Genomic DNA, 18,506 nt, shown 5'->3' on the forward strand with positions numbered 1-18,506 from the left:
AGACTCGTGTCGAAAATCGCGGAAGAACTGTATCAAGAAGGGCTTCAGGAAGGATTGCAGAAAGGACTGCAGGAAGGATTGCAGAAAGGACTTCAGGAAGGACGGCAGAAAGGACTTCAGGAAGGACTGCAGGAAGGCCGTCAAGAAGGACTGGCCACGGTAGCCGAGAGGATGTTCCGAAAAGGGGCTAGCCTCGCAGACGTCGTGGACATGACCGGGCTGAGCCCAGCCGAAGCGAAAGCTATCCAAGACAAACTCGTTCATTGAATCGAGCGAAACCGCTAAGGGCCACAAGGCCTTCGGCGGTTTTTTGTGCCGTTGGCTGGGTGTCGGTTCAAGTGGTCCATCCTGTCAGTAAAGGCATCGATTCCATCCGCTGTCACATAACCTATACCTATCCTAATCCAGCTGGGTTCGTCCACAGTCACGCTCATGGGTGTTCTAATATTGTCCCTTAATCACAAAAAACGAGCCACGTATCGTTCCGGCTAGTTTGGACTTTTGTCGAGCAAATTTAAACTTTCCTTCCAATTCCTTCGGTACCTCCATGCCTTCAGACAACTTTAGACCAACAGCTCGCTTCTTCGGGTCATCTATCGTATATAAGACGTTGACCGCAAGACCATCTTCATAAAAGACGTACGCCCATTTGACATTTTCTATTTGAAATTGCGACGTCTGCAAAGGCTTAGCCTCAAACTGCAGGTTTCGTTCTTCTTTTAAAATGCGGTTTACATAACCCACTGTGTCTTGGCTCTCGCCAGCGGGAAGAACCTGAAACTCATGTTTGTACTTGTTCATGAAATAACGAGCCTCATTAGCGCGTAACCCTGCAAGCTTCTCTGCGACGGGGGAAGACTCTAGTCCATATGTGGATACGCTTTTAAAGTCGACAATATAGGGCACTTTCACGACCCCTCTTGTGTCTCGCCCCAGATCAATCTTTCTTCACACGATGGGTCTGGGACGTTTCAGATTGATTCCATACATGAACTGTTCCCGAAACTCTTTTGAAGGACTGCTTCAATAAGATGGTTTCACATATTCCTAAACATTTTCAAGAGCCTCTTAGGCCCGCCAAACGTCCGTTTACGGGTGCGAAGCAAAAGAAATCACTGCGGCGCGGTGGTCTCTAGGTTGCGTAAACTGTTCTTGTCGGTCTTGTAGCACTTCTTTTAGACGCTCCATCGATGTGGGATTGTCCAGAATTCCGAGTCTTCTCGCAATCATGGGTGCGGCGTCCATCGGATTCGACCATCTCGGTCCGAGAGATTCCGAGAAAATGCGTACGTCCGCGACGACATCTGCTGCGAGAAGTTGTGGATAAATGTCTGCAAAATTCAGCATGTGTGGAGCGGGTTCATTTGGCCGAAACATCGTCCACAGCGGCTCCATAAACCCCATCAATGGATCTACATGGACTGCGAGGATGCATCGCCTGGTCGCTGCTCTCTTCATGGCCAAGGCAAATTCGGCAATACTATTAGAAAACTGGATGACATATGCGGCCAGCGCAATCTCGGCATGGATAGGTTCATCAAGTGGCCATGCGCCGTGAATAAAAGTTACTCGGTCGGCCACGCCCTGCTTAGTCACCGTCTCCTGGAGATGAGGAAGCATTTCGTCGGAGGGTTCAATGGCCGTCACATGACACCCTGCTTTGGCAAGTGGGCCAGTAAATCTCCCGACGCCAGCACCGATGTCGAGAACGGTTCGTTCGTCTCCTATGTAGGCCATCACTTCCTCATAGATGGGTGACTTTGTGACATCCATCCTTTCGCTAGAACGCTTCAGTCCCTCTGCCATCATAGAGACATCGTTTGGCGTCTGCCCAAACCGACCAGTTTCTTCTCCAGTCATCCGCTCATCTCCTTGGCTTGTCATGTTTCGACCGATGAAGAGTCTTATGGCTCTATGATACTGCTCGGGCACTAGAATTTCCAAAGAGGCCATGCGTGCCTATGATTTTTTACGACCTTGGGCAGGACGCAGGGAGGACCTTCGCGAACTAAATTCTGCCGCGAACTAAATTTTGCTGCGCACTAAAGTTTGCTGCGCACTAAATTCCGTGGAGTGCGGTGAGACAGCGGAAGGGGAATGCCGGATTGGACAAAAACATGGACCAGTTGCAGTCGGTGACGATAGCGACTATCGGTTTTACCCGCAAATCGCTGCGCGACTTCATCAGCCGTCTTCGCGCTGCGGACGTTTCGCACGTCCTCGACACGCGCCTGCACAATACGTCTCAGTTGTCGGGTTTTGCGAAGAGGTCCGATCTCGAATATATCCTCGAAGTTCACCAAATTTCCTATACGCATGACATTCAACTGGCTCCAACAGAAGAGTTGTTGCATGCATGGCAGCGACGTCATTGCACTTGGGAAGAATACGCCAGTGCATACCGTCATTTGTTGGTAGAGCGACAAGTCGAGCGATTCGTTGAACCGGTTCTTCAAGCGGAATCCGCCATTTGCCTCCTTTGTAGCGAAGATAAACCCCATCACTGCCACCGCCGTGTGCTCGCAGAATATCTGCAATCGGTGCGGGGTCAGGTGGTTGTGCGCCATCTGTAAACGTGCCTAGATGGCCAAATAAATTTTGCAATAGCTCACAAAACTAATTGACTACACAAAATAGTCAGACTAAAATTCAAGCACAATCCGTGCGGGGTCGACGGTCGACCGTCGACCAAGTGGAGACATGCTGGAGCGACTGGCCGAATCTGCCGCCTGTTCGACAACCTTCTGCACGGTGAGCAACAATCGAGCTGCAAAGCGCACCAATCGACACGGGGGTGATGGTTCTGGGCAGGAAACCTGTGCTTTCGCGGGCCGACGTGTTGTCCGCGCAGGTTCATCGGCACTTAAAAAACGAGATTTTGGCAGGACATATCGCTCCGGGAGAGCGCCTGATAGAGTCGCGTTTGGCGGAACAATTGCAAACAAGTCGCAGTCCAGTCCGAGAGGCGCTGCGGATGTTGCAGATGGAGCAGTTAGTTTTGGCTGACAATGGAGCCGTTCGCGTGTTTGAACCGTCGTATCGAGATTTTGCCGAGATTTATGAAATGCGTCTGTCGATTGAACCCTTTGCCGCAGGTCTAGCTGCGGAGCGATGGACGGATGTAGACTCCGACAAAGTCGCGGCGAACTTAGAGAAGACTGAGGAAGTGTTAACGAGAACCGATAGAACAGAGGTTGTGGCGCTCAACACGGAGTTTCACCAGTTGGTCTGGACGGCAGCGCGAAATGAGAGAATACGCCACACACTCGAAGACATCTCGGCGCTCATGCAGTATTATTGCCTGCTCGTTTTTCAAATCATTCAGCAACAAACGAACCTCCTGGAGGAACATCGGGCCATCTTTGAAGCGTTGAAAGCGCGGGATGGAGAGAAGGCTCGCAGGGAGATGTCGAAGCACGTCATGCAAGACCTGCGCATATTGGACGCAGCTTATCTGGAAGAGGCCATGCGAGAGTAGTCGATGGTTTGGTGCATCATTACACAGGCGCGAAATGAAGGAGGACGTGTTGTGGGCAAAAGAAAATGGCTTGGTGCCGTGTCGATTTTGGCGGCTGCGGGACTCGTGACCGCGTGTGGAACCAGTGGGACTGCGTCTTCGAGCAATGGGACGGCCAACGCAACGGCCAACGCAACGGCCAACGCAACGAATACGACAGCGAATGCGAGCACGAATGCAAGTGGGGCGAGCACGGGCGGATCGACCAGCGTACTCTATGTCGGACTGAGCGCAGACCCGCCAAGCCTCGACCCATCTACCTCGAGCGCATTGGTGGATCGCCAGATTATGATGAACATCTATGACACGCTCTTTCAACTCACGCCACAGAAAACGGTCACGCCAGATTTGGTGAAGTCGTATGTAGTTTCGCCGAATGGTCTGACCTACACGCTCACGCTGCACAAGAACATTCAGTTTCAGGATGGGACTCCGTTCAATGCGGCGGCCGTGAAGTTCAACTTAGTTCGAGATATGGCCAAATCGTCGCCGCGTCGAAGTTCACTCATTGACATCTCCTCCATTGATACACCGAATGACACGACCGTCGTGCTACATCTCAAGAAGCCGTTCAGCCCGTTGATTGCCGTCCTTGCCGGACGTGCCGGGATGATGGTGTCGCCAACTGCCGTGCAAAAAGAAGGGAGCAACTTTGTCAATGACCCGGTGGGCAGCGGCCCGTTTATGTTCAAGAGCCGCATCAAAGGGGACAATTTGATTTTGGTGCGCAATCCTCACTATTGGAACGGTGAGCCGGCATTGAAGAAGGTTGTTTATCGTATTTTTACCGATCCGAACGTGGAATTGGCCAATCTGCAGAGCGGAGCCGTGCAAATTGTTGACACTGTTCCACCACAGCAGTTGAGTTCCATGGAGCAAAATTCACAATATGTCGTGTCGAATACGCCGGGGCTTGGTTACGGCGGGTTCTACTTAAACTGTCAAACGGCACCGTTTAACAACGTAGATTTGCGCGAAGCAGTCAATCTCGCCATCAACCGGACGACGCTGGTCAATGCCATGTTGAAAGGGTCGGCTGTTCCCGGCTATAGCCCATTCTCGCCCGCTTCACCCGTCTACTCAGCCAGTGAAGATGCGCCGCCAACGCCAAATCCCGCAACCATTAAGTCGCTGCTCGCAAAAGCGGGAGACCCGAATGGATTTTCCTTCACCATGCAGTCGCCGAATGACTCGGTCGACGAACAGATGGCGACCATCCTTCAGAGCATGCTCAGCCAATATGGAATCAAAATGAACATTGAACAACTCGAGTTTGGCACGCTGCTTGGCAATGCAGACAATCACAATTTTCAAGCCTCGCTCCTCGGGTGGTCAGGACGATTAGACCCCGACCAGGATATTTATGCGTTCCTGTACACGAACGGATCGCTCAACGATTCGGGCTATTCCAACATACAGGTAGATGCGCTCCTGAACAAAGCGCGCGAGACGTCCAGCATGTCTGCTCGCAAAGTCCTCTACAAACAGGCGATGAACATCATTCATCAGCAAGCACCCTATGTCTATCTGGACCATCCTGATAATATTTACGCTTATAGCAAACAACTTCAGGGCTTCCAAGCCTACGCAGATGGAGTGTTGCGCTTAAAGAATCTGTCACTTTCCTGATGGACTGACTGGGAGGGAACTCCGTGACCTACGTATTGAGGCGCATTCTGACGACCGTTCCTGTGCTCTTTCTCGTCACGGTCATGGTGTTTTTACTCATCCACCTCATACCGGGGAATCCAGCACAGGTGATTCTTGGCCAAGACGCCACCCCATCTTCCATTCGTGCGCTCACCGTGCAACTCGGATTGAACAAGCCGATGCCAGTTCAGTACGCGGACTGGCTCGGCAAGGTGCTTCACGGCAACCTAGGCAAGTCGCTGCTCGATGGTCAACCCGTCAACCAAATTATTGCACAAAGGCTCCCAGTCACCGTGGAACTCGCGTTTTTGACCCTGTTTGTAGCGCTGGTCATCGCGTTCCCGTTAGGCATCATGGCGGCCGTGTTTCGTGGAAAGTGGCAGGACGCAGTGGCCATGTTTAGCGCTACGATTGGCATCGCCGTACCGCCGTTTTGGGTGGGAATTCTATTTTTGCTACTGTTCACCGTAAGGATTCACCTCTTCCCATCGTCCGGGTACGCGCCGCTCTGGGTCAGTCCACTTAAGAACCTGTCCGTCATGGTTCTGCCCGCGGTGGCCACAGGCATCCGTGAAGCCGCCGTGTTGCTGCGCATGCTGCGCGCGTCCCTGTTGGACGTACTCGACCAAGACTTCATCCGGACCGCGCGCGCAAAAGGTATGTCCGGGTACCGGATCATCATGCATCATGCACTGAAGAACGCGCTCATCCCGGTTATTACCATGGGTGGGCTGCAAGTGGCCGGCTTGCTCGGCGGACTCGTGATTACCGAAACCATCTTCTCTCTGCCGGGTCTCGGCAGTTTGCTCGTGCAGAGCGTGTTCAGCCGCGACTACACAACCGTCCAAGGCACCGCGTTAGTCGCCGCGGTCGCAGTCGTACTCGTCAATGTGGCGGTCGATGTGTTGTACAGTTTGGCGGATCCGCGGATACAACTGGGGGGTAGGGCAACATGACGATGTCTCCGCTCGAAGTGGTAGCCTCTGCTACCGCAACGGAAACACCCCGCCGCGTCCGCTGGCGGAGCGTGCGCAAAAACGTCTCGCTGTGGCTGGGGGCAGCCATCGTCTTTGCCGTTCTCTTTATCGCCGTGTTCGCGCCGCTCATCTCCCCGTATTCGCCCGTCAAGCTCGACTACACCGCCATTCTCCAACCCCCGAGCGCTGCGCACTGGCTTGGTACGGACGATCTCGGTCGAGACATCCTCACTCGCATCTTCTATGGGGCTCGCACCTCGATGGAAGTGGCCATTGGCTCCGTCGCCTTGGCTACCATCGTAGGCGTCCCGATTGGTCTCGTCTCCGGTTTCTATCGCGGGGTGGTCGATGAATGGCTGGTCATGCGCGTGGTCGATGCCATTCAGGCGTTCCCGTTCCTCATTTTGGCTCTGGTACTGGCCGCTGTGCTCGGACCCGGTATTCGCAATGTTACAATAGCCATTGCGGTCGGATATCTGCCCGTCTTCATCCGCACGGTTCGCGCGCAGGTCATGGCCGAGAGGCAGAAAGAGTACGTGCAAGCCGCGCGGATGGTAGGCGCCAGTGACGTTCGACTCATGTTTCGGCACATCTTCCCGAACACTCTGACGCCGCTCATCGTACAAGTCACGCTCGGGGTAGCGTCCGGCATTGTGGCAGAAGCCAGTCTGTCGTACCTAGGCCTCGGAGCACAGCCGCCCACGCCCAGTTGGGGGTCGATGTTGCACACCGCCCAAGGCTACATGACACAGGCGCCGTGGATGGCCATTGTTCCGGGGATTGCCATCGCCATCGCCGTCCTCGGCTTTAATCTGCTCGGCGACGGCCTCCAAATCCGCTTTGATCCGCGGAAAAACCGCGCCTGAACACCATTCCCGTCGACAAGGAGGCGTTTCCTATGCCGTCTACCCAGCCCTCGTCTCAGCCCGGCGGTGCATTCCAGCCCGGCGGTGCATCTGCGCCGCCCCATCTTCCGTTCGATCCCGCTCTTCACCCGCACCCTTCCCGCCGCAGCGTGGTCTTTGCACAGCGCGGCATGGTCGCCACCTCGCACCCGCTCGCGGCAGACGCGGGGCTTGGCATCCTCAAAGCGGGCGGCAACGCCATTGACGCAGCCATCGCCACCGCCGCCGCGCTGACCGTCGTCGAGCCGACCGCCAACGGCATCGGCAGCGATGCCTTTGCGCTCGTCTGGACGGGCGGCCGCCTGCACGGCTTGAATGCGTCCGGTCCCGCGCCGATGGCGCTGTCGCTCGAGAAGGTGCGCGCCCTCGGGCATACGGCGATGCCTGCGTTCGGCTGGCTCCCCGTCACCGTACCCGGCACCCCAGCCGCATGGGCAGAGTTGTCGCGCCGCTTCGGTCGCCTGCCGCTCAAGCAAGTGCTCGCGCCCGCCATCGAACTCGCCCGCTACGGCCATCCGCTCGCGCCGGTCACCGGGCGGGGGTGGCAAGCCGCCGCGCGTCGCTATGCCGCGTTGCAGCCGCGCGAGTTGTTCCAGCCTTGGCTGGACACCTTCGCGCCGCTCTCCAGCTCCGGCCACTCGGCCGCCGCTAATTCTGGCCACTCGGCCTCCGTCAGCCCGGCCCAACAAGCTGCAGCGGCTCCAGGCCCAGGTCAGATGTGGTCGTCGGTGCATCACGCAGAGACCCTTGAAGATATTGCCGAGACCGGCGCCGAGTCGTTTTATCGCGGCCGCCTCGCGCGCATCATGGCGGAGCATGCCGCGGCCACCGGGGGCTTTTTAACGGAGGACGATCTCGCTGCATTCCACCCGGAATGGGTCGACCCGATTTCGGTCCGTTACCGGGGCTATGATGTCTGGGAGATTCCTCCGAACGGTCAGGGCATTGTGGCGCTCATGGCGCTCGGCATGCTCGCAGGGGACACATTTCCCGCCCGCGAATCGGCCGACTTTCTGCACCTCTCCATCGAGGCCATCAAGCGCGCCTTTGCCGTCGCCAAGGCAGAGGTGACGGATGCCCGTGCTATGCAGGTGACAGCACAGGACTTGCTCCGTCCCAGTTACCTCGCCGAACTGCGAGCGCAGATTGCGCCCCGTGCAACCGACCCCAATCTCACCCCGGATGCCGGCGGAACCGTCTATCTCGCGACGGCCGACGGCGAGGGCAACATGGTTTCGTTCATCCAGAGCAACTACATGGGTTTTGGCAGCGGCATCGTCGTACCAGGGACGGGCATCGCCCTCCAAAATCGCGGTCACACGTTTTCGTTGGAGGCGGGCCATATCAACGCGATCGCCCCCGGGAAACGCACGTACCATACCATCATTCCCGGATTTTTAACGAGAGACGGGCATCCGATTGGCCCGTTTGGCGTGATGGGCGGGTTCATGCAGCCGCAAGGGCACCTTCAGGTGATGCAGCATCTGCTCGACTTTCACGACAACCCGCAGGCTGCACTAGACGCCCCCAGGTGGCAGTGGATGGAAGGCAATCGCGTTCACGTCGAGCGCGGCATCCCAGCCCATCTCATCGACCAACTGCAAAGCCGCGGCCACGACATCACCGTCACCCACAGCGGCGGCAGTTACGGGCGCGGGCAAGTCCTTTGGCGGCTCGATAACGGGGTCTATGCGGGGGGCACGGAGCCGAGAACGGATGGGAGCATCAGCGCATGGTGAAGAACGAAGCCGGGCCGAGTTCCGGAGGGGGCTCGTACCGCGAAATCATCACCGCCATGTTCCGCACGGGGCTCGTTGGCTATGGTGGCGGTCCGGCCATCATGACCCTGTTTCGGCATGAGGCCGTCGTTCGTTACCGATGGATGGACAACGATGAGTTTGGCGAAATTCTGGCCCTCGCCAACACCCTGCCAGGCCCCATTGCCACCAAGATGGCCGCGTACATGGGGTACCGACTGAAGGGCACCCTTGGCGCGCTGGTGGCGGTGCTGTCGCACATTCTCCCGTCCACCGTGCTCGTGGTGGTGCTGTTTGGGATTCTCTACCGCTACCGCGATTCACCCGTCGCTCAGTCGATGGTTCACGCGGTCGATCCGGTCATCGTCGTCCTCCTCGGCCTCCTCGCCTACGAGTTTGCCGCTCGGACGAAGCAAGGGCTTGGCTGGGTTCTGGCGATGGTCACATGGGCCGTTGCCTTTGCGCTGCTCGTTCTGCTTAAAGCGCCGGATGCCGTGGTGGTGCTCGCTTTCCTCGTCTACGGCCTCTTTCACTTCCGGGTGGTGCGTTGGTGGAAACGCGCCGCCCGCGGAGGCGGCCCAGGCGGACCCGGCAACTCAGCTGACCCGGGGCCAGGTGGTTCAGGCGGTCGAGGCAACGGATCGGCCCCAGGTGACGGAGACGACCAGCGGCCCAATCACGCCGATAACGGAGACGGAGGCCGGGCGCCATGATGATTTTTTCGCTGTTTCTTGGGTTCTTCATTGCCAATTTGCTCGGCTACGGTGGTGGCCCCTCCACCATTCCGCTCATGGAAGCGCAGGCGGTCACTCACTATCACTGGTTGACGGCGAGCCAGTTTGCGAACGTGCTCGCGGTTGCCAATTCCTTGCCCGGACCTGTCGCCACGAAAATTGCCACGGCCATCGCCTATAGCAAAGCCGGACCCATTGGCGCGCTCGCGGCACTCATTGGCACGGTGGTACCGTCAGCGCTGATGCTCATTGCGCTTATGAAATTCCTGCAGAAGTTTCGTAAATCGGCAGCGGTTCAAGGCATGACGAAATTCATCCAGCCCGTGATTGCCGTCCTGATGGCGGTGCTCACGTTCAGCATCCTACAGGATGGCGCGCGCGGCATTGGCTGGATTCAATCGCTCATCATTGCGGCGGTCGCACTCGTGCTCATTCGCTTTCTCAAAATTCACCCAGCGTTCGTCATTGCGGGCGCGTTTCTCTACGGAGGCCTCATTTTACCGCATCTCGGCGGATGAAAGGATAGTGCGGATGACGTTGACAGCGCCTTTGGCGCTGCTTTCTTGACGCATCACACTCTTGGGTCGCGTGCCGCATTGGTGTACACTGACCATCGGACAACCTTTCGGGGTGGCATCCCAGACTATGCATGCTTGAGGTGACGGAGAAACGTGGCAATGACGGAACAGGACGTGCAGCAAGAAGAGGCAGACGTGGTGCGCTTGAAGCTCGAAGAAAAAGTGCTTCGCTACTTTCAGAACAAAGAGATTGCCAAGGAGCGCAACGAAGAAAATAAGTTGATATATGAGGAGTTGGCCGAACTCTTCGCGAAGAGTGGCGAGGAAGAAATCACGGTCTCGTTGCCTAGCGGGGAATATGCGGTGCTCAGTCCTCGCTACGTAGAGCGGGAAGTCCTTGACAAAGATTTGCTCGCGGATGAAATGCAAGTGCCGAAGGATGAACTGAAAACGCCGTTTGATTTCAGCATGTTCACGGCGCAAGGCAAGTTGACTCCGGACATGATTACGAAACACACGAGCATCGAGCGAGAAGCCAAGATGAAAATTGGCAAGCGCAAACGGCTAGCTAAGCGGCGCTCGAAGAAGAGTGCGGGGTCGACCGACGGCATGGACAGCTAGACCATCTGTACCCTATTGGCCTGTCCGGGCTTCGCATGTCTGCACATTCCATTTGAAGACGGAGCAGAAAGGAGCGAGGCTTTCCAAGTTTGCGGATGCCTCGCTCTTGACCTGTTTTTCTCGTCTATTCGCGCAGGCCCTCAATGAATTTCTGGATATTTTCAATCTCCCGGAGCAGAAGCGTCACGGGTAACTCGTCGATTTCTCCGCGATAACGCAATTCCAAAAATCCTTGGAGTGTGGTCAAAGGGTTGAGAATGCCGTCGCGCAAACGGTCTTTCGCGGTCACTTTTCTCTCGTCGAAACGCTCTTCTGCCGCGACGTCGGGGATGTTACCCAGTGGCTTGATGGTAGCTAAGACAACTTTATGGCCGAGGAACTCCGTCGCGCGAGCTTTCACAGCGGCTTCAAAGACATATCCGTTTCTGGTCCGAAACGGCAGAACCAGTTCTTGTACAGTATCGCCCTTCTTTTCAAGCTGCTCCACAAACGAAGCAATCGACAGACTGTCCTCAAGGTTGAGCACGTCCGTTAATAAGAGAGATTGTGCTTCGTTCCAGCATTCATATCCTAAAAGATGAGCTGCGGCATGATTTAAGTATAGGACGGTCGTCCGGTCATGCAGAATCAAAGCATTGGGATTAAAATCGAGACGAGCCTGTCTCTGCATGGCGAGTGACATCAATCGTTCGCGAGCCTTCTTGGATACGAGGATTACTCTCAACGTTGAATTCGGCTCCTGTCTGTTGTTGTCGAAACGTGGCGAATCTGTGGCGAATCTAATGTATCGAAATTTTCGCTTCATGTCCACTGATGTCCACTACCATGCATCGACAGACCTTGGCACCCGTTGACACGCTCGCTCATGGTCAGCGCAGGCGAAAAGTTGCGACATCCAGGTTTCGCCCGCTTGGTGTGCCAGCAGTCCGGCAGACTCACCGTCAGCATCGAAAGGCGCTCCCGTGCGACCGAATGGCGAAGTTTGTCATGTGGTCGGATCTCACGGTTGAACCAATGGGCACTTTGCCCCTCCTTGTCCTCCGGATTTTGGTCAATTCTTCAAATTCTTTCGCTTGAGGAACACATTTCACTTCAAACTTGCGGGAGCTTTCGCTATACTAAGACTATCTGAATTCCTATGAGACGAATGACTATCAGACATAGACATGATGCAACGAGATGTTTCCAACGAGGCAGAGGGCTGGCGCAGGAGGGAAAACCGTGTTTCGCACGTATCAAGTGTTCTGGAATCGCTTGTTCCAGGTGTTCGATGCATGCATCGTGGTCGTGTCTTTTCTGGTTGCCTGGTGGCTGAAGTTCGACTCAGGCTGGCTTCCTTACGGCGGCAACAGCCCGCTTCGCGTTTACATGCCCGCCATTCTCATCAGTGTGCCGCTCTTCCTTGTGGCCAACTGGGTAGCTGGCATGTATAAACCCATGCGCTCCCGAGGCTTTCTGCAAGAAACTTCGGCCATCGTCCGCAGCTTGGTCGTAGGTCTCTTGCTGGTCATGAGCTTGCTCTATTTCCTCCACCTAGCCCAGTTCCCGCGTTCAGTTTTGGTGCTTTTCGCCGTCATTTATGCACTGCTTGTATACGCCGAGCATATGGCCATTCGCGGTACTTTGCGTATGCTCCGCACGCGCGGATTTAATAAGAAGTTTGTCGTCGTGGTCGGGTGGTCCTCTGCCGTGCAGCGGTTTGTGCGAAGTTTGGAAGAACATCCGTGGTTCGGCTATCACGTGCTCGGTTGCGTGCTACCAGAGGATGCAACGGAGGAGACGGTGGAGTCCCTGACGGCAAGCATGCCTTTGCTGAGTCGTATTGGCGAGTTGGACCAGGTTCTCTCCAATCAATTGGTCGATCACGTTCTTATCTCTCTCCCTCGCTCGGACTCGATGGTTTTGCCGCATGTGCTGGGGACGTGCGAGGCGCATGGCGTACAGTCGCTCATTGTTCCGGATTATTTTGACATGCTTCCGGCTCGTCCGCGCTTTGAAACGTTTGCTGGCATGCCACTCATCGATACGCGCTACGTGCCTCTGGATGACGCCGTCAACGCCACCCTCAAACGCGTGTTTGATGTCGTCTTTTCGGCACTCGTGCTCCTCTTCTTGTCTCCGCTCTACCTGGCTATCGCCGTCGCCGTCAAAGCGTCGTCGCGCGGACCCATTTTCTTTCGGCAGGAGCGGATTGGCAAGAATCGGCGGGCGTTCACCATGTACAAGTTTCGCACCATGTACGTGGAGCAGACCGCTGAAATCCCGCCAGCCGCAACCGTTCTGACCGAGACCAAGGGCGGATTGAACCCATCTTCTCCTGCCGAGGCGCTCCCTCCTGCGGTGCCAGCAGGTCTAGGCTGGACCAGACCGGATGACCCACGGCGCACGCGCATCGGTCGCTTTCTTCGCCGGACCAGTCTGGATGAGTTGCCGCAGTTTTGGAATGTCTTCATCGGTGACATGAGCGTCATTGGGCCGCGCCCGGAGCGCCCGCAATTTGTGGACATCTTCAAAGATGAGGTGCCTAAATACATGGTCAAGCATCGCGTGCGGCCGGGCATCACGGGCTGGGCGCAAGTGCATGGCTGGCGGGGGGACACGTCTATCGCCGAGCGCATCAAATTTGATATTGACTACATCGAGAATTGGTCGTGGTCCCTGGACGCGCGCATCTTCGCTCGGACTCTGGCAAAGGGGTTTGTGGATGAAAATGCTTATTGACGTTGTTACGGGCACGCAGCGCGTTCAAGTCCAAGTGGTCTCCTACAATAGTGGAGAAAAACTCCGCGAGGTACTCCAGTCCATCTTGCAACAGACATACCCTTTGCATCGCATTCTCGTTATCGACAACGCTTCTTCAGACAACTCTTTCGAAGTTTGTCGCGAAATGAGCGACCGCATTGAGGTCATCTCTCTCCCTGAAAACAAAGGATACGCTTTCGCCCACAACCTAGGATTTAGAATGGCTCTTAGTGACGGGTGCCATGCCGTATTGACGGTCAATCCAGATGTCATTTTGAGTCCCAGTTACGTGGCAGAATTGATGGAAAGTGAAAGTGGCCCCGTTCACTCGAGGCGAATTGGCGGGTGGACTGGAAAGCTGTTGCGGCAGGAGGAACCAAGCCAAGCCGCAGGGATGACAACGTCATCCGCAGGGCCGATTCTCGACAGTGCTGGTCTCGAAGAAGGCGCCTTTTATCACGTGGTGGATCGCGGCTCGAAACAGCCGGATGGGGACGAGTATGCCGAGGCTTGCACCGTCTGGGGGGTTTGCGGCGCTGCCGCTCTGTACTCCACGCAGATGCTCCGGGACGTGGAGTGGAACGGCCAATTTCTCGATGAGTCTTTTTTTCTCTATAAGGAAGATGTCGATCTCGCTTGGCGCGCTAACCTCAAGGGTTGGACGTTTTTTTACCAACCGAAGGCGCTGGCGTGGCATCGCCGTGGGTGGAGGCGAGGGCAGCCTCCGTCTCCAAAGGCGGTGGCACATTCTTTCGCCAATCAAGTGAGTATGGTCGTGTCGTATGCACCGATTGCGCCGCACACGTTTGTCTCTATCTTGGTTGAATGTGTTCGCTGGTTGATGATTCGACTGCGTGCGCCGGAGGCAGCGAAAATGGCGAGAAAACTCATTCGGCAGCACTGGCGAATAAGTCTCCAGAAGCGTGCGGCGTACCGGGATGTCAGGCCGCGCTGGGGAGGTGCCTGAGATGATTTCAGTGGTCTTGGTGACCTACCAATCTCATGGGGTTCTGGAACCATGTGTCGAACATCTGGCCTCCTGTACCAGTGCGCATCGAATGGAACTGATTGTAATAGACAATGCGTCCGCTGAGCCCAGTTGGGAGAAAACAAAGCGGATTCTCTCGTCTTATGAATCTCGTTTTCAGAGCATCAAAGTGCAGAGGCTCGCGGAAAATCGCGGTTACGCGCATGCAAACAATCGTGGGGCGGAGCTGGCAGCAGGTGAATTTCTTCTCCTGCTCAATCCAGACGTGTTCGTCGAGCCAGAAACTGTGCAAAGATCTCTTTCGGTTTTGCAGCAACGAGACGACTTAGGCGCCGTGGGTTGTCGACTGGAGCTTCCAAATGGTAGTCTGGATAAAGCTTGTCGGCGCTCCCTACCGACACTATGGAACTCTTTCACACGCTTTACTCGGCTCGCTCACGTCTTTCCCAAATCGCCATGGTTTGCCGGGTATAACCTGACCCACTTACCAGACCGAGGGAGTTACGCAGTTGGTTGTCTTTGCGGGGCGTTTCTCTTGATGCAGCGCGACCTTTACCAAAACGTCGGCGGTTTGGACGAAGACTATTTCATGTATGGCGAGGACATTGCGCTGTGCCAGCGAATTCAAGACTTCGGTTATCTGCTCTGGTACGAAGGAACAGCGAATGCAGTCCACTTGAAAGGTGGAAACGGCGGAAAGAAGTCGAGTCAGAGTCTCAAGGCATTCTACGAAGCGATGGATATCTACTACCGAAAGACTCATCCCAACAGCATACTTGGTGCGTGGATAGTGAAATTTGCAACGAGATTGCTTTGCCAAGTGCATGTTCGGAAAAGCAATAGTACTATCGGCGTTCCTGCGGAGGAACGATTGGCACAATAGTGTACATCCTGAGCGAGGAGTTGCACGATGAAAGCATTGATACTGAGCGGTGGGACAGGGTCTCGCCTGCGTCCACTCACCTACACAAGTGCTAAACAATTGATTCCAGTTGCCAATAAACCAATTCTGTTTTACGCGATCGAGGCTATTATCGCTTCTGGTATACGAGATATTGGTATCATTGTGGGAGAGACTCGCGACGAAGTCATGGCAGCGGTTGGAGACGGAAGTAGATGGGGTGCCAAGGTAACGTATATTCCCCAGGAGGCACCGCTCGGCTTGGCACACGCCGTGAAAATATCTGAGGAATTTGTCGGAACGGACGACTTTTTGATGTTTCTCGGTGATAATTTGGTGCGCGATGGCGTGACCGAATTTGTACAGCAGTTTGAGAGAGACAAGCCGAATACCCTCATTCTGCTGAGCCGAGTAAACGAGCCAGAAAGGTTTGGAGTAGCCGAACTGCAGGGGGGCCGAGTCATCCGGCTGATTGAAAAGCCGAAAGTGCCACCGAGTAATTTGGCGTTGGTTGGAGTCTACTTATTTGGCCCATCCATATTCGAAGCTGTCAATTCGATTCAACCGTCTTGGCGCAACGAACTAGAAATCACCGATGCCATTCAGTTTTTGGTAGACACTCAAAAAGTGGTCGACGCTCACGTCATCGATGGCTGGTGGAAGGATACTGGTAAACCTGAGGACGTGTTGGAAGCGAACCGCATGATGCTAGAGTCTATCGAGCACCGCATTGACGGAGAAGTTTCGGCAGATACGCAGGTCATTGGCCGTGTGGTTGTCGAGGCTGGCGCAATCGTAACCAACAGTGTCCTTCGCGGACCTCTTGTCATTGGAGCCGGAAGCCACATTCACAACTCATACATCGGGCCGTTCACTGCTATCTCGTCCGGTGTGAAAGTTACAGACAGCGAAATAGAGCATAGCATCCTGCTTGAGGAAACAGTGGTTGACGGCATTTCCGCTCGTATTGATTTCAGTCTCATCGGCAGAAACGTTCATATCCGAAAGGCGAACAATAAGCCCCGAGCTCACAATTTCGTCATCGGGGACAATAGCAAGGTGGATATTTAGGAGTTGTGGGGGATACCATGTTTTCCAGGATAAAAGAAGTCTATGAATACAGGACGATGTTTTGGGGCATGGTGACATCGGATCTTCGGACACGCTATAAAGGCTCTGTGCTCGGATTTTTATGGACCTTTTTGAACCCGCTGCTCATGCTGGTTGTTTACTCGGTTGTTTTCTCAACCATCATGCGAGTCACCATACCGCACTACCCAGCGTTCATGTTCATTGGGCTTCTGGCTTGGAACTTGTTTGGCATGTCGGTGCAATCTGCAGTAGGGGTCGTAAATCGACAGGGTTCTATGGTTAAAAAAATATATTTCCCTAGAGAGATACTCCCTCTTGCCATCGTTGTGTCCAGCGCAATCAATTACATTTTTTCCTTAGCTATTTTGATTCCCTTTCTCATCATTTCCGGTCTCTATCCTTCCTGGACCTGGCTGTTCGTACCGCTCATTTTAGTCGTGGAGTGTATCGCCACAGCGGGTTTTGCTTTGTTTTTCTCCGCGGTGAACGTTTTTTTGCGAGATGTAGAACACGTCCTTGGGATTTTTTTGATGGCGTGGTTTTACGTGACCCCGGTTGTCTATTCCCTAAAGATGATACCTCACAAATATGCTGAGTTCTTCAAGATAAATCCTGTTACCGATTTTGTTGTCTCTTTTCAGGATGCACTCTATTATCACGATCCACTTCGGTGGAAAATGTTTCTCTATGGGGTTGTAGTTAGCCTAGTGGTCTTGTACTTGGGCTGGAAGGTCTTTGACAGGCTCAGTCGACGGTTTGCAGAGGAGGTCTGAGCATGGTTATGTCTTCCTATGCCGTGAGGGCACAAAATGTCACTAAAGCCTTTCGCATTCATGGCGAAAGGAACCGAACATTAAAAGACAAGTTCATTTACGCAGGGCGAGCGAAGTTCAAAGACTTCGTGGCGCTCGACAACGTTTCAGTGGATATTCCTAGGGGTGCCACCGTGGGGCTCATTGGGGTCAATGGCTCCGGCAAAAGCACGTTACTGAAGTTGATGTCGCGAATCCTCTATCCAGATAAGGGCACCATCGAAGTGAATGGCCGCGTTTCCAGTCTTCTGGAACTCGGTGCTGGCTTTCATCCGGATTTCACTGGATTGGAGAACGTCTTCCTGAATGGTTCCTTAATGGGCTTATCGAAGAAGGAGTTGAACCGAAAGCTCGACGCCATTGTGGACTTTTCGGAGCTCGGCGACTTCATTCGAGAGCCCATACGCGGATATTCTTCGGGTATGTACATGCGCCTAGCCTTTTCTATAGCAACCGCAGTTGATCCAGACATACTGCTCATTGACGAGATTCTTGCGGTTGGCGACGCACCATTTCAGGCAAAGTGTATGTCTCGATTAAAGGAACTGCAGCAAGCGAACAAGACAATCGTTATCGTCACTCACGATTCTGGTACAGTGGAACGTTTTTGCGACACAGCGGTTTGGCTCGACAGCTCGAGGGTGCGCTCCTATGGTTCCCCAAAGGAAGTGGTGCGGGGGTATCTATCGGAGACATTCGTTCGCTCACATGAGGGTGGCTCAGTGATGAGTTTCGACAGGAATAAGGCGAGTCACGAGAACGCTAAAGCACACGAGGCTGTCAGTGAAACGAATCCCGGCACCGATTGCGCTCAAATTGCCTTAAAGGCGACCTCGGGTCTGGGGGAGGGTATGGTAGAAGTAGGAGGGAGACTCTCCTTGAACGTCAACATCCTACCCATGAAGGATTTTAAAGCTGTGACGCCCAGAATTCGCGTTTCTTCTGAAGATGGAGTCAACCTGTTGGAAGCCGAACTTTTTCAAGACGAGAACAAGACAGTCGTGCTGTCTGAAGGACTCGAGAGGGCATTTAGTGTCGATTTTCCAAACGTGACTCTAATGCCAGGAGAATACAACGTTGCCTTGGAACTGTGGACGGACGACGGCGAGCCATTGGACGTACCAGAGGCGAAAGCCAAGGTGAGCGTCATCGGAGAAGAGAAGGCGCACGGATATGTCAGCCTGCTGCGCGTGTGGAAGATATAAACCGGGGACACTAGCGGCTGGGCGTGGCGCGTACCTGTTTGGTGAGACAAAGGGGGTAGCGATTCTAATGGACACGCAAATTCTAAG

19 protein-coding genes and 1 pseudogene are annotated in these 18,506 nt (G+C 54.6%); 16 read left to right on the forward strand and 4 right to left on the reverse strand.

Features of this window, described 5'->3' with window-relative positions:
- Window positions 1–267 (forward strand): annotated as a pseudogene (locus tag M4I36_RS16735) (RpnC/YadD family protein); the annotation flags it as partial.
- Between the two features lie 174 nt (window positions 268–441).
- Here the strand turns inward: M4I36_RS16735 and M4I36_RS13150 are convergent.
- Window positions 442–906, reverse strand: a complete 465-nt coding sequence (locus M4I36_RS13150) for a phage tail protein (RefSeq protein ID WP_258112208.1) — start codon at window positions 904–906, stop codon at window positions 442–444.
- A 183-nt stretch (window positions 907–1,089) separates the two neighbouring features.
- Window positions 1,090–1,860, reverse strand: coding sequence for a class I SAM-dependent methyltransferase (locus M4I36_RS13155; protein ID WP_258112209.1), 771 nt, complete (start codon window positions 1,858–1,860; stop codon window positions 1,090–1,092).
- 245 nt (window positions 1,861–2,105) lie between these two features.
- On the opposite strand from M4I36_RS13155, the gene M4I36_RS13160 reads away from it, so the two are divergent.
- From M4I36_RS13160 to M4I36_RS13200, 9 genes are all read left to right on the forward strand, one after another.
- The gene (locus tag M4I36_RS13160; protein ID WP_258112210.1) at window positions 2,106–2,573 is read left to right on the forward strand and encodes a DUF488 domain-containing protein; all 468 of its coding nucleotides are present in this window, start codon (window positions 2,106–2,108) and stop codon (window positions 2,571–2,573) included.
- A 245-nt stretch (window positions 2,574–2,818) separates the two neighbouring features.
- Window positions 2,819–3,478: a GntR family transcriptional regulator gene (locus M4I36_RS13165; protein WP_258112211.1), complete on the forward strand. Its 660-nt coding sequence runs from the start codon at window positions 2,819–2,821 to the stop codon at window positions 3,476–3,478.
- Window positions 3,479–3,529: 51 nt separating this feature from the next.
- Window positions 3,530–5,146, forward strand: coding sequence for an ABC transporter substrate-binding protein (locus tag M4I36_RS13170; protein WP_258112212.1), 1,617 nt, complete (start codon window positions 3,530–3,532; stop codon window positions 5,144–5,146).
- A 23-nt stretch (window positions 5,147–5,169) separates the two neighbouring features.
- The gene (locus M4I36_RS13175) at window positions 5,170–6,123 is read left to right on the forward strand and encodes an ABC transporter permease (RefSeq protein WP_258112213.1); all 954 of its coding nucleotides are present in this window, start codon (window positions 5,170–5,172) and stop codon (window positions 6,121–6,123) included.
- Window positions 6,120–7,010, forward strand: a complete 891-nt coding sequence (locus M4I36_RS13180; RefSeq protein WP_258112214.1) for an ABC transporter permease — start codon at window positions 6,120–6,122, stop codon at window positions 7,008–7,010. The genes M4I36_RS13175 and M4I36_RS13180 overlap by 4 nt, the downstream gene beginning before the upstream one ends.
- Window positions 7,011–7,042: 32 nt before the next feature.
- On the forward strand, window positions 7,043–8,788 hold the full coding sequence (locus M4I36_RS13185) for a gamma-glutamyltransferase family protein (protein WP_258112215.1): 1,746 nt from the start codon (window positions 7,043–7,045) through the stop codon (window positions 8,786–8,788).
- On the forward strand, window positions 8,782–9,519 hold the full coding sequence (chrB, locus tag M4I36_RS13190) for a chromate efflux transporter ChrB (protein ID WP_374986268.1): 738 nt from the start codon (window positions 8,782–8,784) through the stop codon (window positions 9,517–9,519). The genes M4I36_RS13185 and chrB overlap by 7 nt, the downstream gene beginning before the upstream one ends.
- Entirely contained in the window at window positions 9,516–10,058 is a 543-nt protein-coding gene (locus M4I36_RS13195; RefSeq protein WP_258112216.1) for a chromate transporter, read from the forward strand. The genes chrB and M4I36_RS13195 overlap by 4 nt, the downstream gene beginning before the upstream one ends.
- A 153-nt stretch (window positions 10,059–10,211) precedes the next feature.
- Window positions 10,212–10,679, forward strand: a complete 468-nt coding sequence (locus M4I36_RS13200; RefSeq protein ID WP_258112217.1) for a hypothetical protein — start codon at window positions 10,212–10,214, stop codon at window positions 10,677–10,679.
- Window positions 10,680–10,803: 124 nt separating this feature from the next.
- On the opposite strand, the gene M4I36_RS13205 is transcribed toward M4I36_RS13200, so the two are convergent.
- Together M4I36_RS13205 and M4I36_RS13210 are read right to left on the reverse strand one after the other, a co-directional pair.
- Window positions 10,804–11,403 carry a PAS domain-containing protein gene (locus M4I36_RS13205; RefSeq protein WP_258112218.1) on the reverse strand — a complete coding sequence of 200 codons (600 nt, stop codon included), beginning with the start codon at window positions 11,401–11,403 and terminating at the stop codon, window positions 10,804–10,806.
- 77 nt (window positions 11,404–11,480) lie between these two features.
- Entirely contained in the window at window positions 11,481–11,627 is a 147-nt protein-coding gene (locus M4I36_RS13210) for a hypothetical protein (RefSeq protein ID WP_258112219.1), read from the reverse strand.
- A gap of 273 nt (window positions 11,628–11,900) precedes the next feature.
- Here M4I36_RS13210 and M4I36_RS13215 point away from each other — a divergent pair, with 273 nt between their 5' ends.
- The 6 genes from M4I36_RS13215 to M4I36_RS13240 are packed head-to-tail and all read left to right on the forward strand — an operon-like array spanning window position 11,901 to window position 18,419.
- Window positions 11,901–13,400, forward strand: coding sequence for a sugar transferase (locus M4I36_RS13215; RefSeq protein WP_258112220.1), 1,500 nt, complete (start codon window positions 11,901–11,903; stop codon window positions 13,398–13,400).
- Window positions 13,384–14,388: a glycosyltransferase family 2 protein gene (locus M4I36_RS13220; RefSeq protein ID WP_258112221.1), complete on the forward strand. Its 1,005-nt coding sequence runs from the start codon at window positions 13,384–13,386 to the stop codon at window positions 14,386–14,388. The genes M4I36_RS13215 and M4I36_RS13220 overlap by 17 nt, the downstream gene beginning before the upstream one ends.
- A gap of 1 nt (window position 14,389) precedes the next feature.
- Complete coding sequence (locus M4I36_RS13225) at window positions 14,390–15,292, forward strand: glycosyltransferase family 2 protein (RefSeq protein WP_258112222.1); 903 nt, start codon at window positions 14,390–14,392, stop codon at window positions 15,290–15,292.
- Between the two features lie 27 nt (window positions 15,293–15,319).
- Window positions 15,320–16,381, forward strand: coding sequence for a glucose-1-phosphate thymidylyltransferase (locus tag M4I36_RS13230; protein ID WP_258112223.1), 1,062 nt, complete (start codon window positions 15,320–15,322; stop codon window positions 16,379–16,381).
- 17 nt (window positions 16,382–16,398) lie between these two features.
- Window positions 16,399–17,175 (forward strand): ABC transporter permease, encoded by a 777-nt coding sequence (locus M4I36_RS13235; RefSeq protein ID WP_258112224.1) that lies wholly within the window; start codon window positions 16,399–16,401, stop codon window positions 17,173–17,175.
- A 2-nt stretch (window positions 17,176–17,177) separates the two neighbouring features.
- Window positions 17,178–18,419, forward strand: coding sequence for an ABC transporter ATP-binding protein (locus tag M4I36_RS13240; protein ID WP_258112225.1), 1,242 nt, complete (start codon window positions 17,178–17,180; stop codon window positions 18,417–18,419).
- Window positions 18,420–18,506: the final 87 nt, after the last annotated feature.

It is taken from the genome of Alicyclobacillus sp. SP_1 (assembly GCF_024706985.1).
In the GTDB taxonomy this organism is placed as follows: Bacteria; Bacillota; Bacilli; order Alicyclobacillales; family Alicyclobacillaceae; genus Alicyclobacillus_I.